Origin of the sequence: Herbaspirillum sp. AP02, from assembly GCF_015767275.1 — a bacterium.
Classification (GTDB): domain Bacteria; phylum Pseudomonadota; class Gammaproteobacteria; order Burkholderiales; family Burkholderiaceae_D; genus Herbaspirillum.
In genome coordinates this window covers 104,021-119,908 of sequence record NZ_JADWMY010000013.1, presented here as the reverse complement: position 1 = coordinate 119,908, position 15,888 = coordinate 104,021, and the positions used below count along the sequence as shown (strand labels likewise).

Genomic DNA, 15,888 nt, shown 5'->3' with positions numbered 1-15,888 from the left:
CCAAATCAGAATGAATGCATGGTAGCGGTACCAAATCAGCCTGTCAACAGGGGGATGTGAAGTGCCAGATCAACTTGCCTGGCAGCATCGAAACGGATAGGGCAGTAAAGGTAGGAAAGGCAGGGAGGGCGGAATCGCCGCGTCAGGCGCTTTCACGCTGGATGATGGAAAAGCCGACATCGATAATGCGCTCGGCCACCTCGATGCCGGCCGCCCGGTCGATGATGAAGCGCGCCGCGCGTTGACCGATGCCGGTGCCGTCGATGCGCACGGTGGTCAGGCGGGGTTGCAGGTCTCGCGAGAATTCCAGGTCGCCGAAGCCGACCACCGCCAGTTGCCCGGGAATGGCGATGCCACGGCTCTGGGCCTCGATCATCACGCCCAGCGCCAGCAGGTCGGAACTGCAGAAGATGGCATCGGTGTCGGGCTGTTGCTGCAACAGATCGGCCAGACCCCGCCGTCCCTGCCCCAGGGTGGTCGGGGCGATGACGTGGTACATCGGCAGGGCTGCCGCCCCCTGCCCGTCGTTCATGCCCAGCGCCACCGCTTCCTGCGCGAAGGACTGCATGCGGCGCTGGCTGCGCTCGTCGCGCCCGCCCACCACCGCGACCTTCTTGCGACCGCGCTGGTGCAGGTAGCGCGCCACTTCGCGGCCGATGGCCTCGTGCGAAAAACCGACCAGCATGTCGATCGGTGTGGGCGTCAGATCCCAGGTCTCCACCACCGGGATACCACTGGCCAGCAGCCGCTTCCTGGCCTCCGCCGAGCGCATGATGCCGGTCAGCACCACGCCATCGGGACGACGGCCGATGATGGCTTCCAGCAGCGCATCCTCGCGCGAATTCTCGTAGCCGCTCTGGCCGAGCATGACCTGGTAGCCGGCTGCGGCCAGGGTTTCGGTGAGGGTATGGACGATTTCCTGGAACACCGGCCCGATCACGGTCGGCACCACCACCGCCACCAGCCGGCTCTTGTTGGAGGCCAGCCCGCCGGCCAACAGGTTGGGGACGTAGCCGGTCTTTTCCACCGCCTCGCGCACTTTCTGCAAGACCTTGGGCGAAACCGCCGAGGGTGTGTTCAAGGCCCGTGACGCCGTGATCGGCGCCACCCCGGCCAACTGCGCCACGTCGCGCAGCGTGATGCCACCCGCGCTCTTGCGGGGACCGCGACGGCGTGGGCCGATGCCATCGTCGCCACGGCCGCTACGGGCGTCGGTGGAGGGATCGTCGGGAGTGTCGTCAGGGATGGGGCTGTGTTGTGGCATGGCCGCATTTTAGCATCGGCTGGTAGCGTTACCAAAACGACAAGTTCGACGCCGCTCCCGGCGCCCAATTATTGATCCTGGATCAATAATGTTTTGTGGGCGCGGCGGTTTTTGCAAGGAAAGAATTGACCGATACTGCTTTCCATCCGTTCCACCTGCCTGGCCCGCCAACCCCGGCCAGGCGACTCACCGCAAAGGAAAACCCATGCAGACCACACCCCTCCCCGCCCTGGGCCTGGGCACTTTCCGTCTCAAGGACCAGCAGGTCATCGACTCGGTACGCACCGGCCTGGAGCTGGGCTATCGCCATATCGATACCGCGCAGATCTACGGCAACGAAGCCGACGTCGGCCAGGCGCTGGCCGAGAGCGGCGTGGCCCGTGATGCGCTGTTCGTCACCACCAAGATCTGGACCGAAAATCTGTCGCGCGACAAGCTCATCCCCAGCCTCAAGGAAAGCCTGCAGAAGCTGCGCCTGGAACAGGTCGACCTGACGCTGATCCACTGGCCCTCGCCGCTGGACGCGCTGCCGGTGGCCGACTACCTGCAGGCGCTGGCCGAGGCCAAGGCACAAGGCCTGACGCGCCTGATCGGCATCTCCAATTTCACCATCGCCCACATGGAGCAAGCCATTGCCGCCGTCGGTGCCGACCAGATCGCCACCAACCAGGTCGAGATCCATCCCTTCCTGCAGAACCGCAAACTGGTCGAGTACGCCTGCACCCAGGGCATCCACCTGACCGCCTACATGCCGCTGGCCTACGGCCGGGTGATGCAGGATGCGACGCTGCTGGAGATCGCCGCCAGGCACGGTGTATCGGCCGCGCAGGTGGCGCTGGCCTGGTCGCTGCAACAGGGCTTCGCGGTGATCCCCTCGTCCACCCGACGCGAGAACCTGGCCAGCAACCTGGCAGCGGGCAAGATCACCTTGTCAGACGCCGAGATGAGTGCCATCGCAGCACTGGATCGCGGCGAGCGCCTGGCCAATCCGGACTTTGCACCGAACTGGGACTGAGCCATCCCGAATAGATGGCGTGCAAGCACCGAATCAAAGCTGTGTGGAATTCTGCAGAGCACGCCATCGAAGCCGCAATACAGTAATGAGCCAGTTGGCGAGCGCAATACCCAACACGACAGCGAGAAACGCCGTCACCCCCCAATGGACAATCAGCTTGCCCGCGATCCATGGGAAGCCGAACACGCCCACGAAATACGCAAGACTGAACAGCAGCAGGGCTTGGGACGTCACGCCCGGTGGCGACTCCTGCACCACCAGACCATTGATGACCGAGTAGGTCAGGCCATATCCGGTCCCCAGGGTGAGCGCGGCGATCAGATAGCCGAGCGGTGTGACGACGAAGAACATCAGCATCAGCACCGACACCACCATCACCGCACTGAGAACACAGGACGCGAGATAAGCATCGCGCTTGACGACCAGGCGCGCGATGAACAGGCGGCAGGCAATGGCCGCACACATGAATCCGATGAAGAACAGGGCGTAGTCCAGCTGTTTCAACTGCGCATAGGAGGTCTGGAAACTGGACAAGCCGCCGAAGATGCAGGCACTCAAGCCGACCATGATGATGGGGAAAACGGCCCTGGAGCGACCTACGCTGACACAGGCGGCCCAGCTCAGGCGATGCCCTGGGACACCGCCTGCACGTCCCTCGATGCCTTCGCTGCGCAGCGCCAGTCCCGGCGTGAGCCACCAGAACAGCGCTGCGCCCAGCAGGCTGGCGATCGCGGCAATGTCGAATGCCAGTGGCAGCGCAAGGCCGGAGGCGGTCACCACGCGGCCGATGAGCGGGCCGCTGCCGATGCCCGCCATCATGCAGCCGGAAAGCACCGCGAAGTGCCTGGCCCGGTGCGCCGGCGGCACCATCATCGCCACGTTGATCGGGCCCAGGGTATAAAAGGTCCCCCATCCCAGGCCGAGGATGAGTGCACAGGCGCCGAACCCCAGCCACGTCGCAGGCATCAGCGTAAAACCTACGCATGCCAGTCCCAGCAGAGCGCCGGAGCAGGCGATGGCGCAGGTCGTCCCCATCGCGTCCGACACATGACCGGACAGAACGACCGCAGCGAAAGTGCTCACCATGGCAATGGAGAGCACGCTGCCCGTATCGGCTTCGCTGCCTCCTCTGGCACCGATCAGGAGCGACAACAGGAACGTCGTGCCATAGGACATCGACAGGAGATAACTGGCCAGGCAGAACAAGCCGAAGGAACTTGTTGCCTGCCGTGATCCGGCGAACGCTTGCTGGTTGCTCATGGGCCCACTGGCTCCTTGTAGGCGGGTTGCGCGACGGGTTTAGTCCACGATGAACAGGGTCGCCCCCGAGGCCGTGTAGGAGCGATGTGCCTCGGCGTTGTCGGCCACCTGATAGCTGATGCCGGGCGTGAGCCGGAAGCTTCGCCCATCCTCCAGCTGGCTTTCCAGCTCACCGGACAGGCACAGCAGGATGTGCCCCTTGCGACACCAATGGTCGGCCAGATAGCCCGGGCTGTACTCCACCATCCGCACCCGGATGGTGCCGAAATGGCGCGTGCGCCACCAGGCGACGCCCTGCTCCCCTTTGTGTTCGGTCTTTTCGACGCTGTCCCATTCGGTAATGCCGAAGGAAATATCGGCCATTTGCATGTCATGCCCTCTCAAATTGAAAAATGCCTTGCTGACGTGAAGCATAGCCGTGCTATGGTCTGTCCGAACAGCGAATAAAGGACATTAAATGTCGAACAAAAGACTGGATCATTTGCTGCTGGCGCCGCCGACGCTGATGCAATTACCACGCCCGATCTACGTGCGCGCCCAGGCCATGGCGGCGGGTGCGCATTTCGCCGAGCACCAGCATGATTGGGTGCAGTTTCTCTATGCCACCAACGGCACCTTGCGGGTCACCCTGCCCAGCGGCAGCTTTACCGTACCATCCCGGTTTGCGGTGTGGATTCCGGCGGGGATGCGGCACCAGGTCAGTGCGCAGAACGAGGTGAGCTTTCGCAGCCTCTATCTCGCGACCGCGGCGGTGCAGAACGGGACTGATGATCGGTCGCGGGTGGTTGAAGTCACGGCGCTGGCGCGTGAACTGATCCTCGCTGCGGCCAGATTGCCGTCCGAGTATGACGAACAGGGCCGCGCCGGCCGCTTGCTCGCCACTCTGGTGGATGAGTTGGTGGATCTGCAGGAGACCGACATGTATCTGCCTCTGCCCGACGATGCCCGGCTCAAGGTAGTGTGCGAAGCCCTGATGCGAGATCCCGCCGACGACCGCGACATCGACGCCTGGGCCGGGCGTATCCATGTCTCCGGGAAAACCCTGGCGCGCCTCTTTGAACGTGAAACCAGCATGAGCTTTCGCCAATGGCGCCAGCGCCTGCGGCTGTGCCGGGGACTGGAATTGATGGCCGGCGGCCACAGCGTGACGAAGGTCGCATTGGAGGTGGGCTACAGCACCAGCTCCGCATTCATTGCCGCCTTCAAGGAGCAGTTCGGCAAGGCACCGCGCGAATTCATGCAGGAGGCATCGCCCTAGCGGTGACGAATATCATTGCCGCAGGCCCCGGACGAATTCGCTAGGGCTTGCCCGCCTCGCGTTGCTGCAACTGCAGGTTGAGCCGCTGCAGCGCACTACCCACGGGGATGAAGAAGTTCATGCCCGCCAGCCCCTTGGCACCCAGGCCGGCCACGGTGATGCCGATCACCTGTCCTGACTTGTCCAGCAGTGGACCGCCGCTGCTGCCGGGCAGGATGGCCACGTCACTCTGGAGAAAATCCAGATCCCGCACCGTGCGCACGCCGCTCAGGATGCCCCGTGTCAGCGTGGTATTGAAGGCATCGCCCAGGGGCGAGCCGAGGGCATAGACATCCTCGCCGATGCCCGGCTCGCTCAGGCGCAGCGGTAGCGGGCGCACCCCGGGCGGCGCGGTCTTGAGCAGGGCCACATCCCGCGCCACGTCGACCCGCACCACCTCGGCCATCAACTCGCGTCCGGCGGGCAGCCGCACACGCACCAGCCGCGCATCGCCGATGACGTGATGGTTGGTCAGCAGCCAGCCGGAACTGCCGATATAGAAACCGGTACCCGAGCTGCGCTCGCTGAAGACCGTGACCACCGCCGTGCGCAATTCGCCGATGACCTTGGACATCTCGCTGCCCGGGCGATCGGGCGCGCGGTTGTCGATCTCCACCACCGCGCCCGGTGGCTGGCGCTCGGCCCTGGGGGGCGGCAATGCCGCGGCAGCGCGCTCGTAGGGCGTCTGCACCGCCAGCGCGAAGGCAGGGTCGGCCAGCAGATTGCGTACCGCCACGGCGAAGGCTTCCACCGGAATCTGGGGCGATGCGCCCTCAAAGCCGGTGCTGCCGGAGTGGAACACCCCTTCGCTGCTGCCGCGATAGATCACCTTGCGCTGCTCCGGCGCGAACAGTTGCCAGTCAAGCCTGACGTAGGCCTCGCCGGTCCAGGCGTTGCCACTCTTCATGCAGAGATTGGTCTGCAACTGGGTGACCACCACGCCGACCTGCAGATTGGCTTCGCCGGCCCGGTTGGGATCGGCTTGCGCGATGTCTTCGGGCCGCTCGGGAAACAGGATTTCCGGCCGCGCCGCCGGCACCGGGTAACCCTGAGCCTGCAGCTCCTGGCGAAAGCGCGCAGACAGGGCGCTGGTCGGCAACAGCACATCGGCGCTTTTGGGGTTCCAGACGATGTCGTTCTTGCGCGAGCAGAACACCCCCTGCTGCAGCTCGCCGATGACCTGCGGGCCCTGCTCGAAATGGCGCAGCGCGCGGGCCAGGAAGGCCGGCCGGGCCTGCGCTTGGGCCGGCATGCGCAGCGGTGTCTTGTCCGCTATCGATGGCAGGGAGGCCGGACCGGCGTGGGCCGGCAGGTTCAGACCGAGCGTGGCCGCCAGCGCGGTCAACATCCTTGGCAGGGTGAGGTTGCGGTTCTTGTTCATCATCGGGCAGGTGATTGGACCAGCGCAAGCGTTGCCGGAGATCGGCACGCCCGCTCAGGCCGGCGCCGCGGGCGTGCGGCATTCTCGCACGCCAGTATGCCCTTGCACGATTGCCACAAATACCTAAGAAGCAAGAAAAGTCATCCCTCAAGAAGAAGAATGACTTTCCGCACAAACCCGGGGAGCGAATCAGGCCGGCACTGGCGTCGGCTGGCCCTGCTTGCCCTTGATGCGCAGTACCAGCACCGCACCGATCAGGCAGGCCACACCCATCATGATGGACGACAGGGTGTAGTTGCCCAGCGTGGCCCGCATATAGCCGGCGACCGTGGTGGCGGTAGCGGCACCCAGTTGGTGGCCGGCGACGATCCAGCCGAAGACGATGGGTGCAGCCAGGCGACCGAAGACGTCATTGGCCAGGCGCACGGTGGGCGGCACGGTGGCGATCCAGTCCAGGCCATAGAAGATGGCGAAGATGGTCAGGCCGTAATACTGCAGGCCGAAGGCATAGGGCAGGAAGATCAGCGCCAGGCCACGCAGCCCGTAGTACCAGAACAGCAGCACGCGTGGATTGTAGCGGTCCGACAGCCAGCCCGAGAGCGTGGTGCCGACCAGATCCAGCATGCCCATGGCGGCCAGGATGGAGGCGCCGCTGACTTCGTTGATGCCGTAGTCATTGCACATGGCGATGAACTGCGTACCGATATAGCCATTGGTGGACAGGCCGCAGACGAAGAAGCTCATGAACAGCAGCCAGAAGTCCGGCATGCGTACCGAGGTACGCAAGGCATCCAGGGCGATGGCCAACGGATTGCGACGGGACAGGCCCTCGTCCTTGATGTCCTCGACCTGGCCGACCATCTTCTGGCCGATGGCCGCCGGGCTTTCCGGCAGCAACAGCCACACCAGGGGGATGGCCAGCACCGCCACCGCCGATACCAGGAAGGCCACCGAGCGCCAGCCATAGCTGCCGACCATCGATGCCATCAGCGGCAGGAACACCATCTGTCCGGTCGCCGCACTGGCGGTCAGCAGACCCATGGCCAGCCCGCGCCGGGTCTCGAACCAGCGGCTGACGATGGTGGCGCCCAGGGTATTGGCGGCCACGCCGGTACCGGCGCCCACCAGCAGGCCCCAGGACAGCAGCATGTGCCAGGGCATGTGCATCAGGGTCGACAGTGCCGTGCCGGTGGCCAGCAGTACCAGGGCTGCCAGCACCACCCGGCGGATGCCGAAGCGCTGCATGGCCGCAGCCGAGAACGGACCAATCAGGCCGTAGAGTGCGATGTTGACCGAGATCACCACCGAGATGGTGGAACGGTTCCAGCCGAACTCCTGCTCCAGCGGCAGGATCATCACCGAGGGCGTGGCGCGGATGCCGGCCGAGCACAGCAGGACCAGGAAGATCACGCCCACCACTACCCAGGCGTAGTGAAAGCGTGGCGTGACGGCGTTGGCGAGCGATTGTGTGAGCTTGTTCATTGCGGTCCTGTGGAGGAAGAGACGCGTAAGAGATTGGAGTTATGGTGAGGGATGAAGCAAAAGCAAAAACGAAGACGAACGCGATCAGGCCTCCTGCAGGCGTGCATAGGCGTCTTCGATGAGGTCGTTGAATTCACGCGCCAGCTTGGGACCGAGCCGGCGGTCGATCTCGTCCTGGGCGCGCCGCCAGCGGGGGCGCGCCTCGTCCAGCTTGGCCTGGCCGGCGCGGCTCAGTTGCAGCGCGAAGGAGCGCTTGTCCAGCAAGGCTTCCTCCGGCAGGTCCACGGTCTCGACCCAGCCGGCCGCCATCAGCGGCTTGAGGGCGCGACTGAGGGTGCTGCGGTCCATGCCCATGTCCTGCGCCAGCGTGATGTTGGCGATCGGGCCCTTGCGGCCGATGCAGCTGATCAGCGAATACTGGGTAATGCTCAGTTCGCTGTCCTGCAGATGGTGGTCATAGATGATGGTGATCCTGCGCGTGAGGCGGCGCAGGGGCGCGCAGGTACAAATATCCTTGCTCATGGGCATCCCGGTCGTCAGTAGATACAGACCCGACAACCGGGATGGCCGGCCGTCTGATCGCAACAACTATGCATATGCATCGATGTATGCGCATCATATGGACGATGCGGCACCAAGTCAAGCGCCTGGCTGCACCTGGGATGTCCGACGGAAATGCCGCCCAGGATCACGCCACCTGTTCGGTGCATACCCCCTGATCGCCAATCCGTCGGCCCATTTCATTTCAGGTTGAGGTCCTTGCGGAGGGCCGCATCCACCGGGCCGGCCGGCATGAAGCGGCGCAGCTTGCTCAGCAGCGAGGCCTGTCCCTTGGGCGTGTGGCGCATGCGCCACTTCGGGTCGAGGGCGGCCGCCACGATGGTCTGGGCCACCGTCTCGGGCAGGGGTGCATGGTTGACGTGGTGCGCCACCGCCGCCCCCGCGGCCTGCCGCTGGGCGTCGTAGGCGGGGATGCGGGTATGCACCTTGGGCGCGTTCAGATCCAGGCTGGTGCGGGTATAGGCCGGTTCGATCAGCAGCACGCGCACGCCGAACTGGCGGGTCTCATGGTCCATGCTTTCCGACAGTCCTTCCACGGCGTGCTTGGAGGCGGCATACAAGCCCATGTAGGGCGCCGGCAGGAAACCCAGTACCGAACTCAGGTTGACGATGCGCCCGGCGCCCTGCTTGCGCATCTGTGGCAGCACTGCCTGGCTGGTACGCAGCAGGCCCAGTACGTTGACCTCGAACAGGGCCTGCGCCTCGGCCGCCGAGGTCTCTTCCACCGCCCCCACCAGCGACATGCCGGCGTTGTTGACCAGGATGTCGATGGCCTGCTCGCGCTGTACCACCTGCTGCATGGCCGCCTCAATGGAGGCGGCGTCGCGCACGTCCATCTCGAGCAGGGTCACGCCGGTGATGCCGGCGGCCCCCTCCAGCTTGCGTACGGTGCCGTACACCTTGTGGCCGCGTTCGGCAAAGCGTTGCGCCGTTGCGCGACCAATACCGGACGACACGCCGGTCACTACCACTACCTTGATGGGGGACATGTTGCTACTCCTCGTATGGGTTGATTCGGGTCAATGGGAAAGACTTTCTCCGTACCGGGTGGTGAGCCGCTGCACCACCCGCCGCGCGCCGCGCCCGTTTCCCTTGAAAGAAATCGAAACAATTTAGCGTTCGGTAAACATCTAAAAATAGATTATATTAGAACTCTAAATCGCGCAAGCAGATTTGTAAAAGGAGGTCCAAGCCATGAAGAAGTCCAAACAGGAAACACTGGATACGCGCAAGCGCATCCTGTCCACGGCCACCCGCATGTTCCTCGCCGACGGCCTGGCCGAGACCGGCATCGCCAGCATCATGAGCGCGGCCGGCCTGACCCAGGGCGGCTTCTACCGGCATTTCCGGTCCAAGGAGCAGCTCATCGCCGAAGCCAACCTGGCCGCCAACGACCGCATGTTCGATTTTTTCAGCCAGGCGCTGGCCGGCCTGCCGCCACGCCAGGCACTGGCCACCGCCGTGGACATGTACCTGAGCCAGCTCGATGGGGCGGAATGCGGCGGCATGTGTCCCCTGCCCAACCTGGGCAGCGAACTGCGCCGCGCCGACCGCCTGGTGCGGGGTGCCGCCATGGCCGGCCATCAACGGCTGGTGCAGTTCTTCCAGATGCTGGCGACCCGGGCCGGTGCGCCCGATCCTGCCCGCCTGGCCGACGCCGTGGTCACCACCATGGTGGGGGCGGTGATGCTGGCGCGGGTGGCGATCAACGACGACAGCCAGCAGGCCATCCTCGCCAATTGCCGCAAGACCCTGCACGCCATGCTGCCGCCGGTCGCGGTGGCGGGCTGAGCTTTCCGGGCAGCATCATTGTGGTATCCGGACCCCGCCCGGAAGAAAAACCTTGAACAATTTAGAGTTCATTGATAATCTATATTTAGTGGTTATATGTACTCTAATATTTCTGGCCGGCGCCAGTCCCGCTCTCCCCTTTTTCTTCCGAGGCCTTCATGAAAACCCTGCTCTCCCGTTTGCCGCGGCGCACCCTCCTCAGCGCTACGCTCCTGCTGTCCCTGGCCGCCTGCGGTCATCCGCCCCCTCCTGCCGAGAGCGTCGCCAAGGTGGCCTGGACCACCGTGCAGCCGGCCACCACCGAGCGGGTCAGCTTTACCGGCGTGGTGCATGCACGCACCGAGAGCAAGCTGGGATTCCGTGTCGCCGGCAAGATCGTGGAACGCCTGGTGGACCCGGGCCAGACCGTGCGCCGTGGCCAGGCCCTGATGCGCATTGATGCCGAGGACTATGAACTGGCCCTGGCCGCCGCCCGTGCCGCCGTGGAAGCCGCCCAGGCGCGCCAGGTGCAGGCGGTGGCCGAGGAAGCGCGGCTGCGCAAGCTGCTGGAACATGGCGCCACCTCCAACCAGGCCTATGAACTGGCCAAGGCAGAGGCTGACGCCGCCGTAGCCCAGACCCGCGCCGAAGCCGCCAAGGCCCGCGAGACCGAACATCAACGTGACTACGCCGTCCTGAAAGCCGACATGGATGGCGTGGTACTGGCCGTGCCCAGCGATGTCGGCCAGGTGGTGGCCGCTGGCCAGAACGTGGTGACCCTGGCCCGCGATGGCGCCCGCGAAGCCCTGGTCTATCTGCCCGAGCAGGAACTGGGCATGGCAAGGCGCAGTGCCACCGCCTCGCTGTTCAGCGATCCGGACAAGCAGGCCCCGGCCACCCTGCGCGAACTGGCTGCCGTGGCCGACCCGCAGACCCGCACCTACCTGGCGCGCTACGCCCTGGGCGGCAGCGCCGCCCACGCCGCACTGGGCGCCACCGTTACCATCCATGTCGCCACCCCGGCCGCCACGGGCGTCAGCCTGCCCATCAGCGCCCTGGTCGATCAGGGCAAGGGCAGCGGTGTGTGGGTCATCGATGCCAAGACCAATACCGTCAGCCTGCAAGCAGTGAAGGTGGAACAGCTGGGTGCCGAACAGGCCCGCATCTCCGACGGTCTGGTCACCGGCCAGCGCGTGGTCGCCATGGGCGGACACCTGCTCAAGGCCGGCCAGAAGGTGTCCCTGCTGGCGGAAACCCGCATGGGGAGCGGATCATGAGCGGCTTCAACCTCTCCGCCTTCGGCGTGCGCCAGCGCGCCATCACGCTGTTTTTGATCATCACCATCAGCGTGGCCGGCATCTTCGCCTTCTTCCGCCTGGGCCGCGCCGAAGATCCCAGCTTCGTGGTGAAGGTCATGACCATCGCCGCCTCCTGGCCCGGCGCCACCGCCCAGGAAATGCAGCAACAGGTAGGCGACCGCCTGGAAAAGCGCCTACAGGAACTGGAAGCCTATGACCGCGTGGAAACCGCTGCCCGCCCCGGGCTGGTGACCATGAAGCTCTACCTCAAGGACGACACCGACGCCAAGACCGTGGAGGAACAGTTCTACCAGGTGCGCAAGAAGCTCGGTGACGAAGCCGCCAACCTGCCGCATGGGGTCTACGGCCCCTTCATCAATGACGAATACTCGGACGTCTATTTCTCGCTCTTCTCGCTGGAAGCCAGGAAACTGCCGCATCGCCAGCTGGTCCTGCAGGCCGAAGACCTGCGCCAGCGCCTGCTGCATGTGCCGGGTGTGCAGAAGGTCAATATCCTGGGCGAGCAGCAGCAACGCATCTTCGTCGACATCTCCTATCAACGCCTGGCCACGCTGGGCATCAAGGCCCAGGCCATCATCGATGCACTGGGCAAGCAGAACAACGTGACCTCGGCCGGCTTCGTCGAGACCGCCGGCCCGCGCGTGCAGTTGCGCCTGGATGGCGCCATCGACAGCGTCGAGTCGGTCAAGGCCATCCCCATCGTGGGTGCCGATCGGACCGTCAAGCTGGGCGACATCGCCGAGGTCCGCCGCGGCTATGAAGACCCGGCCAGCTTCGTCATCCGCACCCAAGGCGAGTCCGCGCTGGTGCTGGGGGTGATCATGAAAAAAGGCTACAACGGCCTGCAACTGGGCGAAGACCTCGGCAGCTTCCAGCACAAGATGCAGGATGAACTGCCCACCGGCATCGCCCTGGAGCAGATCGCCGACCAGTCCAAGGCCATCAAGGCCGCCATCAATGAATTCATGGTCAAGTTCTTCATGGCCCTGGCGGTGGTGATCGCGGTGAGCCTGGCGACCCTGGGCTGGCGCGTCGGTGTGGTGGTCGCGGCCGCCGTGCCGCTGACGCTGGGCGCGGTGTTCGTCATCATGCTCATGACCGGGCGGGTGTTCGACCGCATCACGCTGGGCGCGCTGATCCTCTCGCTGGGCCTGCTGGTGGACGATGCCATCATCGCCATCGAGATGATCGTGGTGAAGATGGAAGAAGGCCTGGACCGCGTGGCGGCGGCCACCTATGCCTGGACCGCCACGGCCGCCCCCATGCTCTCGGGGACGCTCCTGACCATCATCGGCTTCCTGCCGGTGGGCTTCGCCCGCTCCACGGCGGGCGAATACGCCGGCAACATCTTCTGGGTGGTGGCCTTCGCGCTCATCACGTCGTGGGTGGTGGCGGTGCTGTTCATTCCCTACATGGGCGTGAAGATGTTGCCCAACATCGCCGTCAAGGCCGGTGGCCATGACGAGATCTACAGCACGCCCAACTACGTGCGCCTGCGCAATCTGGTGCGCTGGTGCGTGGATCACAAATGGCTGACCGCCGCCGTGACCGTGGGCCTGTTCCTGCTGGCCGGCGTGGGCATGGGATCGGTGCAGAAGCAGTTCTTCCCCAACTCCGAACGTCCTGAACTGACGCTGGAAATCAACCTCCCGCCAGGCAGCGCCTTTGCCGCCACCGACGCCGTGGTCAAGCAGATCGAAGCCAATCTGCGTCAGGAACCGGAAGCCGAGATCGTCTCCAGCTATATCGGCCAGGGCACGCCGCGCTTCTTCCTCTCGGTCAATCCCGAGCTGCCCAACCCGGCCTTTGCGCAGATGATCGTGCTCACCGCCGGTCCTGCCGAGCGCGACGTGCTCAAGGAAAAGATCCGCAAGATGATCGCCGAAGGCCGCTTCCCGCAGGCACGGGTGCGGGTGAGCCAGTTCGTGTTCGGCCCGCCGGTGCCCTTCCCGGTGCTGTTCCGCGTGGCCGGTCCGGACCTGGACAAGGTGCGTGACATCGCCGAGCAGGTGCGCGTGGTGATGATCCAGAATCCCGACATGCGTGATGTGCACATGGACTGGGGCAACCGCACGCCCACCGTGCACCTGAGCCTGGACCAGGAACGTCTGCGCCAGCTGGGCCTGTCCCCGCGCGACGCCGCCAACCAGTTGCAGGCCATGCTCAACGGCATCCCCGCCACCCAGGTCAGGGAAGGCCTGCGCACCGTCGACGTGCTCATCCGCAGTCCCCATGCCGAGCGCAACAACCTGGCCGACCTGCGCAATCTGGTGCTGACCACCGACACCGGTGCCAGCGTCCCGCTGGCCCAGGTGGCACGCCTGGAAACGCGGATGGAAGATGCGGTCCTCAAGCGCTATGACCGCGAGACCTACATCGCCGTGCAAGGCGACATCCGCGACGGCACCCAGCCGCCCGATGTGACCCACGCCATCCTGCCCAAGCTGGAGCAGCTCAAGGCCAGCCTGCCGCCCGGCTACCACATCGACACCGGCGGCTCGGTGGAAGAGAGCGCCAAGGCCGACAAGGCACTGGCCAAGCTGTTCCCGCTGATGATCGTGCTGATGTTGACCGTCATCATGCTGCAGGTACGCTCCTTCGCCACCATGTGGATGGTGTTTGCCACCGCCCCGCTGGGCCTGGTGGGTGCCGTGCCCACGCTGCTGGTGTTCCATCAGGCGTTCGGCTTCAACGCCATCCTGGGCCTCATCGGCCTGGCCGGCATCCTGATGCGCAACACGCTGATCCTGGTGGACCAGATCCGCCATGACCTCGACGCCGGCCTGTCGGCCTACGAGGCGGTGATCGAATCGACGGTGCGCCGTGCGCGCCCGGTGATCCTGACCGCAGTGGCGGCGATGCTGGCCTTCATCCCGCTGACCCACTCCAGCTTCTGGGGCCCGCTGGCCTATGTGCTCATCGGCGGTGTCGGCGTGGGTACCCTGCTGACCCTGCTGTTCCTGCCGGCGCTGTATTCGCTGTGGTTCAAGGTGCGCAAGCCCTCGGCCAACGCCCCTCTGGTCAAGCATTCCGATTCCAAGGAGTTCGCATGAACGTCATCAAACACCTGGGCGCCGCGTCTCTGCTGGCGACCCTGCTGGCCGGTTGCTCGCTGGCCCCCACCTATGAACGCCCGGCCCTGCCGGTGCAGACCCAGTGGCCGGCCGATCTGGCCGCTAGCGCCAACGCCAATGCCAACGCCGGCGGCAGCGAGGCGCCGTCGGCGGCCAGCCTGCCCTGGCAGCAGTTCTTCCGCGATCCATCGCTGCGCCAGCTCATCAGCCTGGCCCTGGATCACAATCGCGACCTGCGCGTGGCCGCCCTGAACATCGAGCGGGCGCGCTCCCTCTACCAGGTGCAGTCGGCCGACCGCCTGCCGACGCTGAACCTGGGCGTCTCCGGCGCCCGCCAGGAAACCCCGAATACGGTGGCTCCGGCCGGCAAGGGGGGCCTGACCACCGCCTACAGCGTGGGCCTGGGCGTAACCGCCTTCGAGCTGGATCTGTTCGGCCGGGTGCGCAACCTGAGCGGCGCGGCACTGGAACGCTTCAGCGCCACCGAGCAAGCCCGCAAGACCACGCAGATCAGCGTGGTGGCGCAGGTGGCCTACACCTATGAAGCCTTGGTGGCCGACGAACGCCTGCTGGCGCTGGCGCGCCAGACGCTGGACAGCCGCACGGCCTCGCACCAGCGCCAGGTCAGCCTGCGCGAGATGGGCGCCAGCTCCGACTACGACCTGCGCCAGTCCGATTCGCTGCTGGAAGCCGCCCGCATCGCCTTGTTGCAAGCCCAACGCCAGCGCGCCCTGGACCAGAATGCACTGGCCCTGCTGATCGGCCAGCCGATCCCGGCTAGCCTGCTGCCGGCCGCCGACACCGACTGGAACGGCAGCGTCATCGCCGAGTTGCCCGCCGGTCTGCCTTCGGACCTGCTCACGGGGCGCCCCGACATCGCCCAGCAGGAAGCCCTGCTGCGTGCCGCCAATGCCAACATCGGCGCGGCCCGGGCGGCCTTCTTCCCGCGCATCAGCCTGACCGGCAGCTTCGGTTCGGCCAGTGATGCCTTGAATGGCCTGTTCGAATCCGGCGGCCGGGCCTGGAGCTTCCTGCCTTCGATCACCCTGCCGATCTTTGATGGTGGCCGTAATCGCGCCAATCTCGGCGTGGCCCAGGCCGACCGCGATATCGCCGTGGCCCAGTACGAAAAGACGATCCAGGTGGCCTTCCGCGAAGTGGCCGACGCCCTGGCCGGACAGGCAACGCTGGGCGCCGAGCTGCGTGCGGTGCAGGCCCAGGAGCGTGCTGAACAGCAGCGCCATGACCTGGCCAGGCTGCGCTATGACAGCGGCGAAGCCAGCTACCTCGACTACCTCGATGCGCAACGTGCCTGGTTCGCCAGCCAGCAGCAGACCATCCGTACCGGCCTGGCCGAAGTGCAGAACCGCATCGCGCTGTACAAGTCGCTGGGCGGAGGCTGGCAGGAACAGCGCAGTGGCAGCGCCGCCACCACCGACAGGCGGCTGGCCCGCAAGGACTGAGC

At 65.4% G+C, this 15,888-nt stretch carries 13 protein-coding genes; 6 read left to right on the top strand and 7 right to left on the bottom strand.

Features of this window, described 5'->3' with window-relative positions; all coding sequences use genetic code 11:
- Nucleotides 1-142: 142 nt before the first annotated feature.
- A complete protein-coding gene (locus tag I5R65_RS21580; protein ID WP_219341893.1) occupies nt 143-1,264 on the bottom strand; it encodes a LacI family DNA-binding transcriptional regulator in 1,122 nt (373 codons plus the stop codon).
- A 205-nt stretch (nt 1,265-1,469) separates the two neighbouring features.
- On the opposite strand from I5R65_RS21580, the gene dkgB reads away from it, so the two are divergent.
- Nucleotides 1,470-2,279: a 2,5-didehydrogluconate reductase DkgB gene (dkgB, locus tag I5R65_RS21575; RefSeq protein WP_180670845.1), complete on the top strand. Its 810-nt coding sequence runs from the start codon at nt 1,470-1,472 to the stop codon at nt 2,277-2,279.
- A gap of 33 nt (nt 2,280-2,312) precedes the next feature.
- On the opposite strand, the gene I5R65_RS21570 is transcribed toward dkgB, so the two are convergent.
- Together I5R65_RS21570 and I5R65_RS21565 are read right to left on the bottom strand one after the other, a co-directional pair.
- Entirely contained in the window at nt 2,313-3,539 is a 1,227-nt protein-coding gene (locus I5R65_RS21570; RefSeq protein WP_180670844.1) for an MFS transporter, read from the bottom strand.
- Nucleotides 3,540-3,578: 39 nt separating this feature from the next.
- Entirely contained in the window at nt 3,579-3,908 is a 330-nt protein-coding gene (locus I5R65_RS21565) for a DHCW motif cupin fold protein (protein WP_180670843.1), read from the bottom strand.
- A gap of 88 nt (nt 3,909-3,996) precedes the next feature.
- Here I5R65_RS21565 and I5R65_RS21560 point away from each other — a divergent pair, with 88 nt between their 5' ends.
- Nucleotides 3,997-4,797, top strand: coding sequence for a helix-turn-helix transcriptional regulator (locus I5R65_RS21560; RefSeq protein WP_180670842.1), 801 nt, complete (start codon nt 3,997-3,999; stop codon nt 4,795-4,797).
- Nucleotides 4,798-4,837: 40 nt separating this feature from the next.
- On the opposite strand, the gene I5R65_RS21555 is transcribed toward I5R65_RS21560, so the two are convergent.
- The 4 genes from I5R65_RS21555 to I5R65_RS21540 form a co-directional block, all read right to left on the bottom strand.
- On the bottom strand, nt 4,838-6,220 hold the full coding sequence (locus I5R65_RS21555; protein WP_231395286.1) for a S1C family serine protease: 1,383 nt from the start codon (nt 6,218-6,220) through the stop codon (nt 4,838-4,840).
- Nucleotides 6,221-6,406: 186 nt separating this feature from the next.
- Nucleotides 6,407-7,699 (bottom strand): MFS transporter, encoded by a 1,293-nt coding sequence (locus tag I5R65_RS21550; protein ID WP_180670841.1) that lies wholly within the window; start codon nt 7,697-7,699, stop codon nt 6,407-6,409.
- An 84-nt stretch (nt 7,700-7,783) separates the two neighbouring features.
- Nucleotides 7,784-8,221, bottom strand: a complete 438-nt coding sequence (locus I5R65_RS21545; RefSeq protein WP_180670840.1) for a MarR family winged helix-turn-helix transcriptional regulator — start codon at nt 8,219-8,221, stop codon at nt 7,784-7,786.
- A 218-nt stretch (nt 8,222-8,439) separates the two neighbouring features.
- A complete protein-coding gene (locus I5R65_RS21540) occupies nt 8,440-9,249 on the bottom strand; it encodes an oxidoreductase (protein ID WP_180670839.1) in 810 nt (269 codons plus the stop codon).
- Between the two features lie 205 nt (nt 9,250-9,454).
- Between I5R65_RS21540 and I5R65_RS21535 the strand changes: the two genes are divergently transcribed.
- The 4 genes from I5R65_RS21535 (at nt 9,455) to I5R65_RS21520 (ending at nt 15,886) form a co-directional block, all read left to right on the top strand.
- Nucleotides 9,455-10,051 carry a TetR/AcrR family transcriptional regulator gene (locus tag I5R65_RS21535; RefSeq protein WP_180670838.1) on the top strand — a complete coding sequence of 199 codons (597 nt, stop codon included), beginning with the start codon at nt 9,455-9,457 and terminating at the stop codon, nt 10,049-10,051.
- Between the two features lie 158 nt (nt 10,052-10,209).
- Nucleotides 10,210-11,307, top strand: a complete 1,098-nt coding sequence (locus tag I5R65_RS21530; RefSeq protein ID WP_231395285.1) for an efflux RND transporter periplasmic adaptor subunit — start codon at nt 10,210-10,212, stop codon at nt 11,305-11,307.
- Nucleotides 11,304-14,402 (top strand): efflux RND transporter permease subunit, encoded by a 3,099-nt coding sequence (locus tag I5R65_RS21525; protein WP_180670837.1) that lies wholly within the window; start codon nt 11,304-11,306, stop codon nt 14,400-14,402. The genes I5R65_RS21530 and I5R65_RS21525 overlap by 4 nt, the downstream gene beginning before the upstream one ends.
- Nucleotides 14,399-15,886 carry an efflux transporter outer membrane subunit gene (locus I5R65_RS21520; RefSeq protein WP_180670836.1) on the top strand — a complete coding sequence of 496 codons (1,488 nt, stop codon included), beginning with the start codon at nt 14,399-14,401 and terminating at the stop codon, nt 15,884-15,886. The genes I5R65_RS21525 and I5R65_RS21520 overlap by 4 nt, the downstream gene beginning before the upstream one ends.
- The last annotated feature ends 2 nt before the right edge of the window (nt 15,887-15,888 follow it).

Bases quoted from the DNA above. Each gene is read 5' to 3' on its own strand.
- I5R65_RS21580 (WP_219341893.1), bottom strand. From the start codon at position 1,264: ATGCCACAACACAGCCCCATCCCTGACGACACTCCCGACGATCCCTCC.
- dkgB (WP_180670845.1), top strand. From the start codon at position 1,470: ATGCAGACCACACCCCTCCCCGCCCTGGGCCTGGGCACTTTCCGTCTC.
- I5R65_RS21570 (WP_180670844.1), bottom strand. From the start codon at position 3,539: ATGAGCAACCAGCAAGCGTTCGCCGGATCACGGCAGGCAACAAGTTCC.
- I5R65_RS21565 (WP_180670843.1), bottom strand. From the start codon at position 3,908: ATGCAAATGGCCGATATTTCCTTCGGCATTACCGAATGGGACAGCGTC.
- I5R65_RS21560 (WP_180670842.1), top strand. From the start codon at position 3,997: ATGTCGAACAAAAGACTGGATCATTTGCTGCTGGCGCCGCCGACGCTG.
- I5R65_RS21555 (WP_231395286.1), bottom strand. From the start codon at position 6,220: ATGATGAACAAGAACCGCAACCTCACCCTGCCAAGGATGTTGACCGCG.
- I5R65_RS21550 (WP_180670841.1), bottom strand. From the start codon at position 7,699: ATGAACAAGCTCACACAATCGCTCGCCAACGCCGTCACGCCACGCTTT.
- I5R65_RS21545 (WP_180670840.1), bottom strand. From the start codon at position 8,221: ATGAGCAAGGATATTTGTACCTGCGCGCCCCTGCGCCGCCTCACGCGC.
- I5R65_RS21540 (WP_180670839.1), bottom strand. From the start codon at position 9,249: ATGTCCCCCATCAAGGTAGTGGTAGTGACCGGCGTGTCGTCCGGTATT.
- I5R65_RS21535 (WP_180670838.1), top strand. From the start codon at position 9,455: ATGAAGAAGTCCAAACAGGAAACACTGGATACGCGCAAGCGCATCCTG.
- I5R65_RS21530 (WP_231395285.1), top strand. From the start codon at position 10,210: ATGAAAACCCTGCTCTCCCGTTTGCCGCGGCGCACCCTCCTCAGCGCT.
- I5R65_RS21525 (WP_180670837.1), top strand. From the start codon at position 11,304: ATGAGCGGCTTCAACCTCTCCGCCTTCGGCGTGCGCCAGCGCGCCATC.
- I5R65_RS21520 (WP_180670836.1), top strand. From the start codon at position 14,399: ATGAACGTCATCAAACACCTGGGCGCCGCGTCTCTGCTGGCGACCCTG.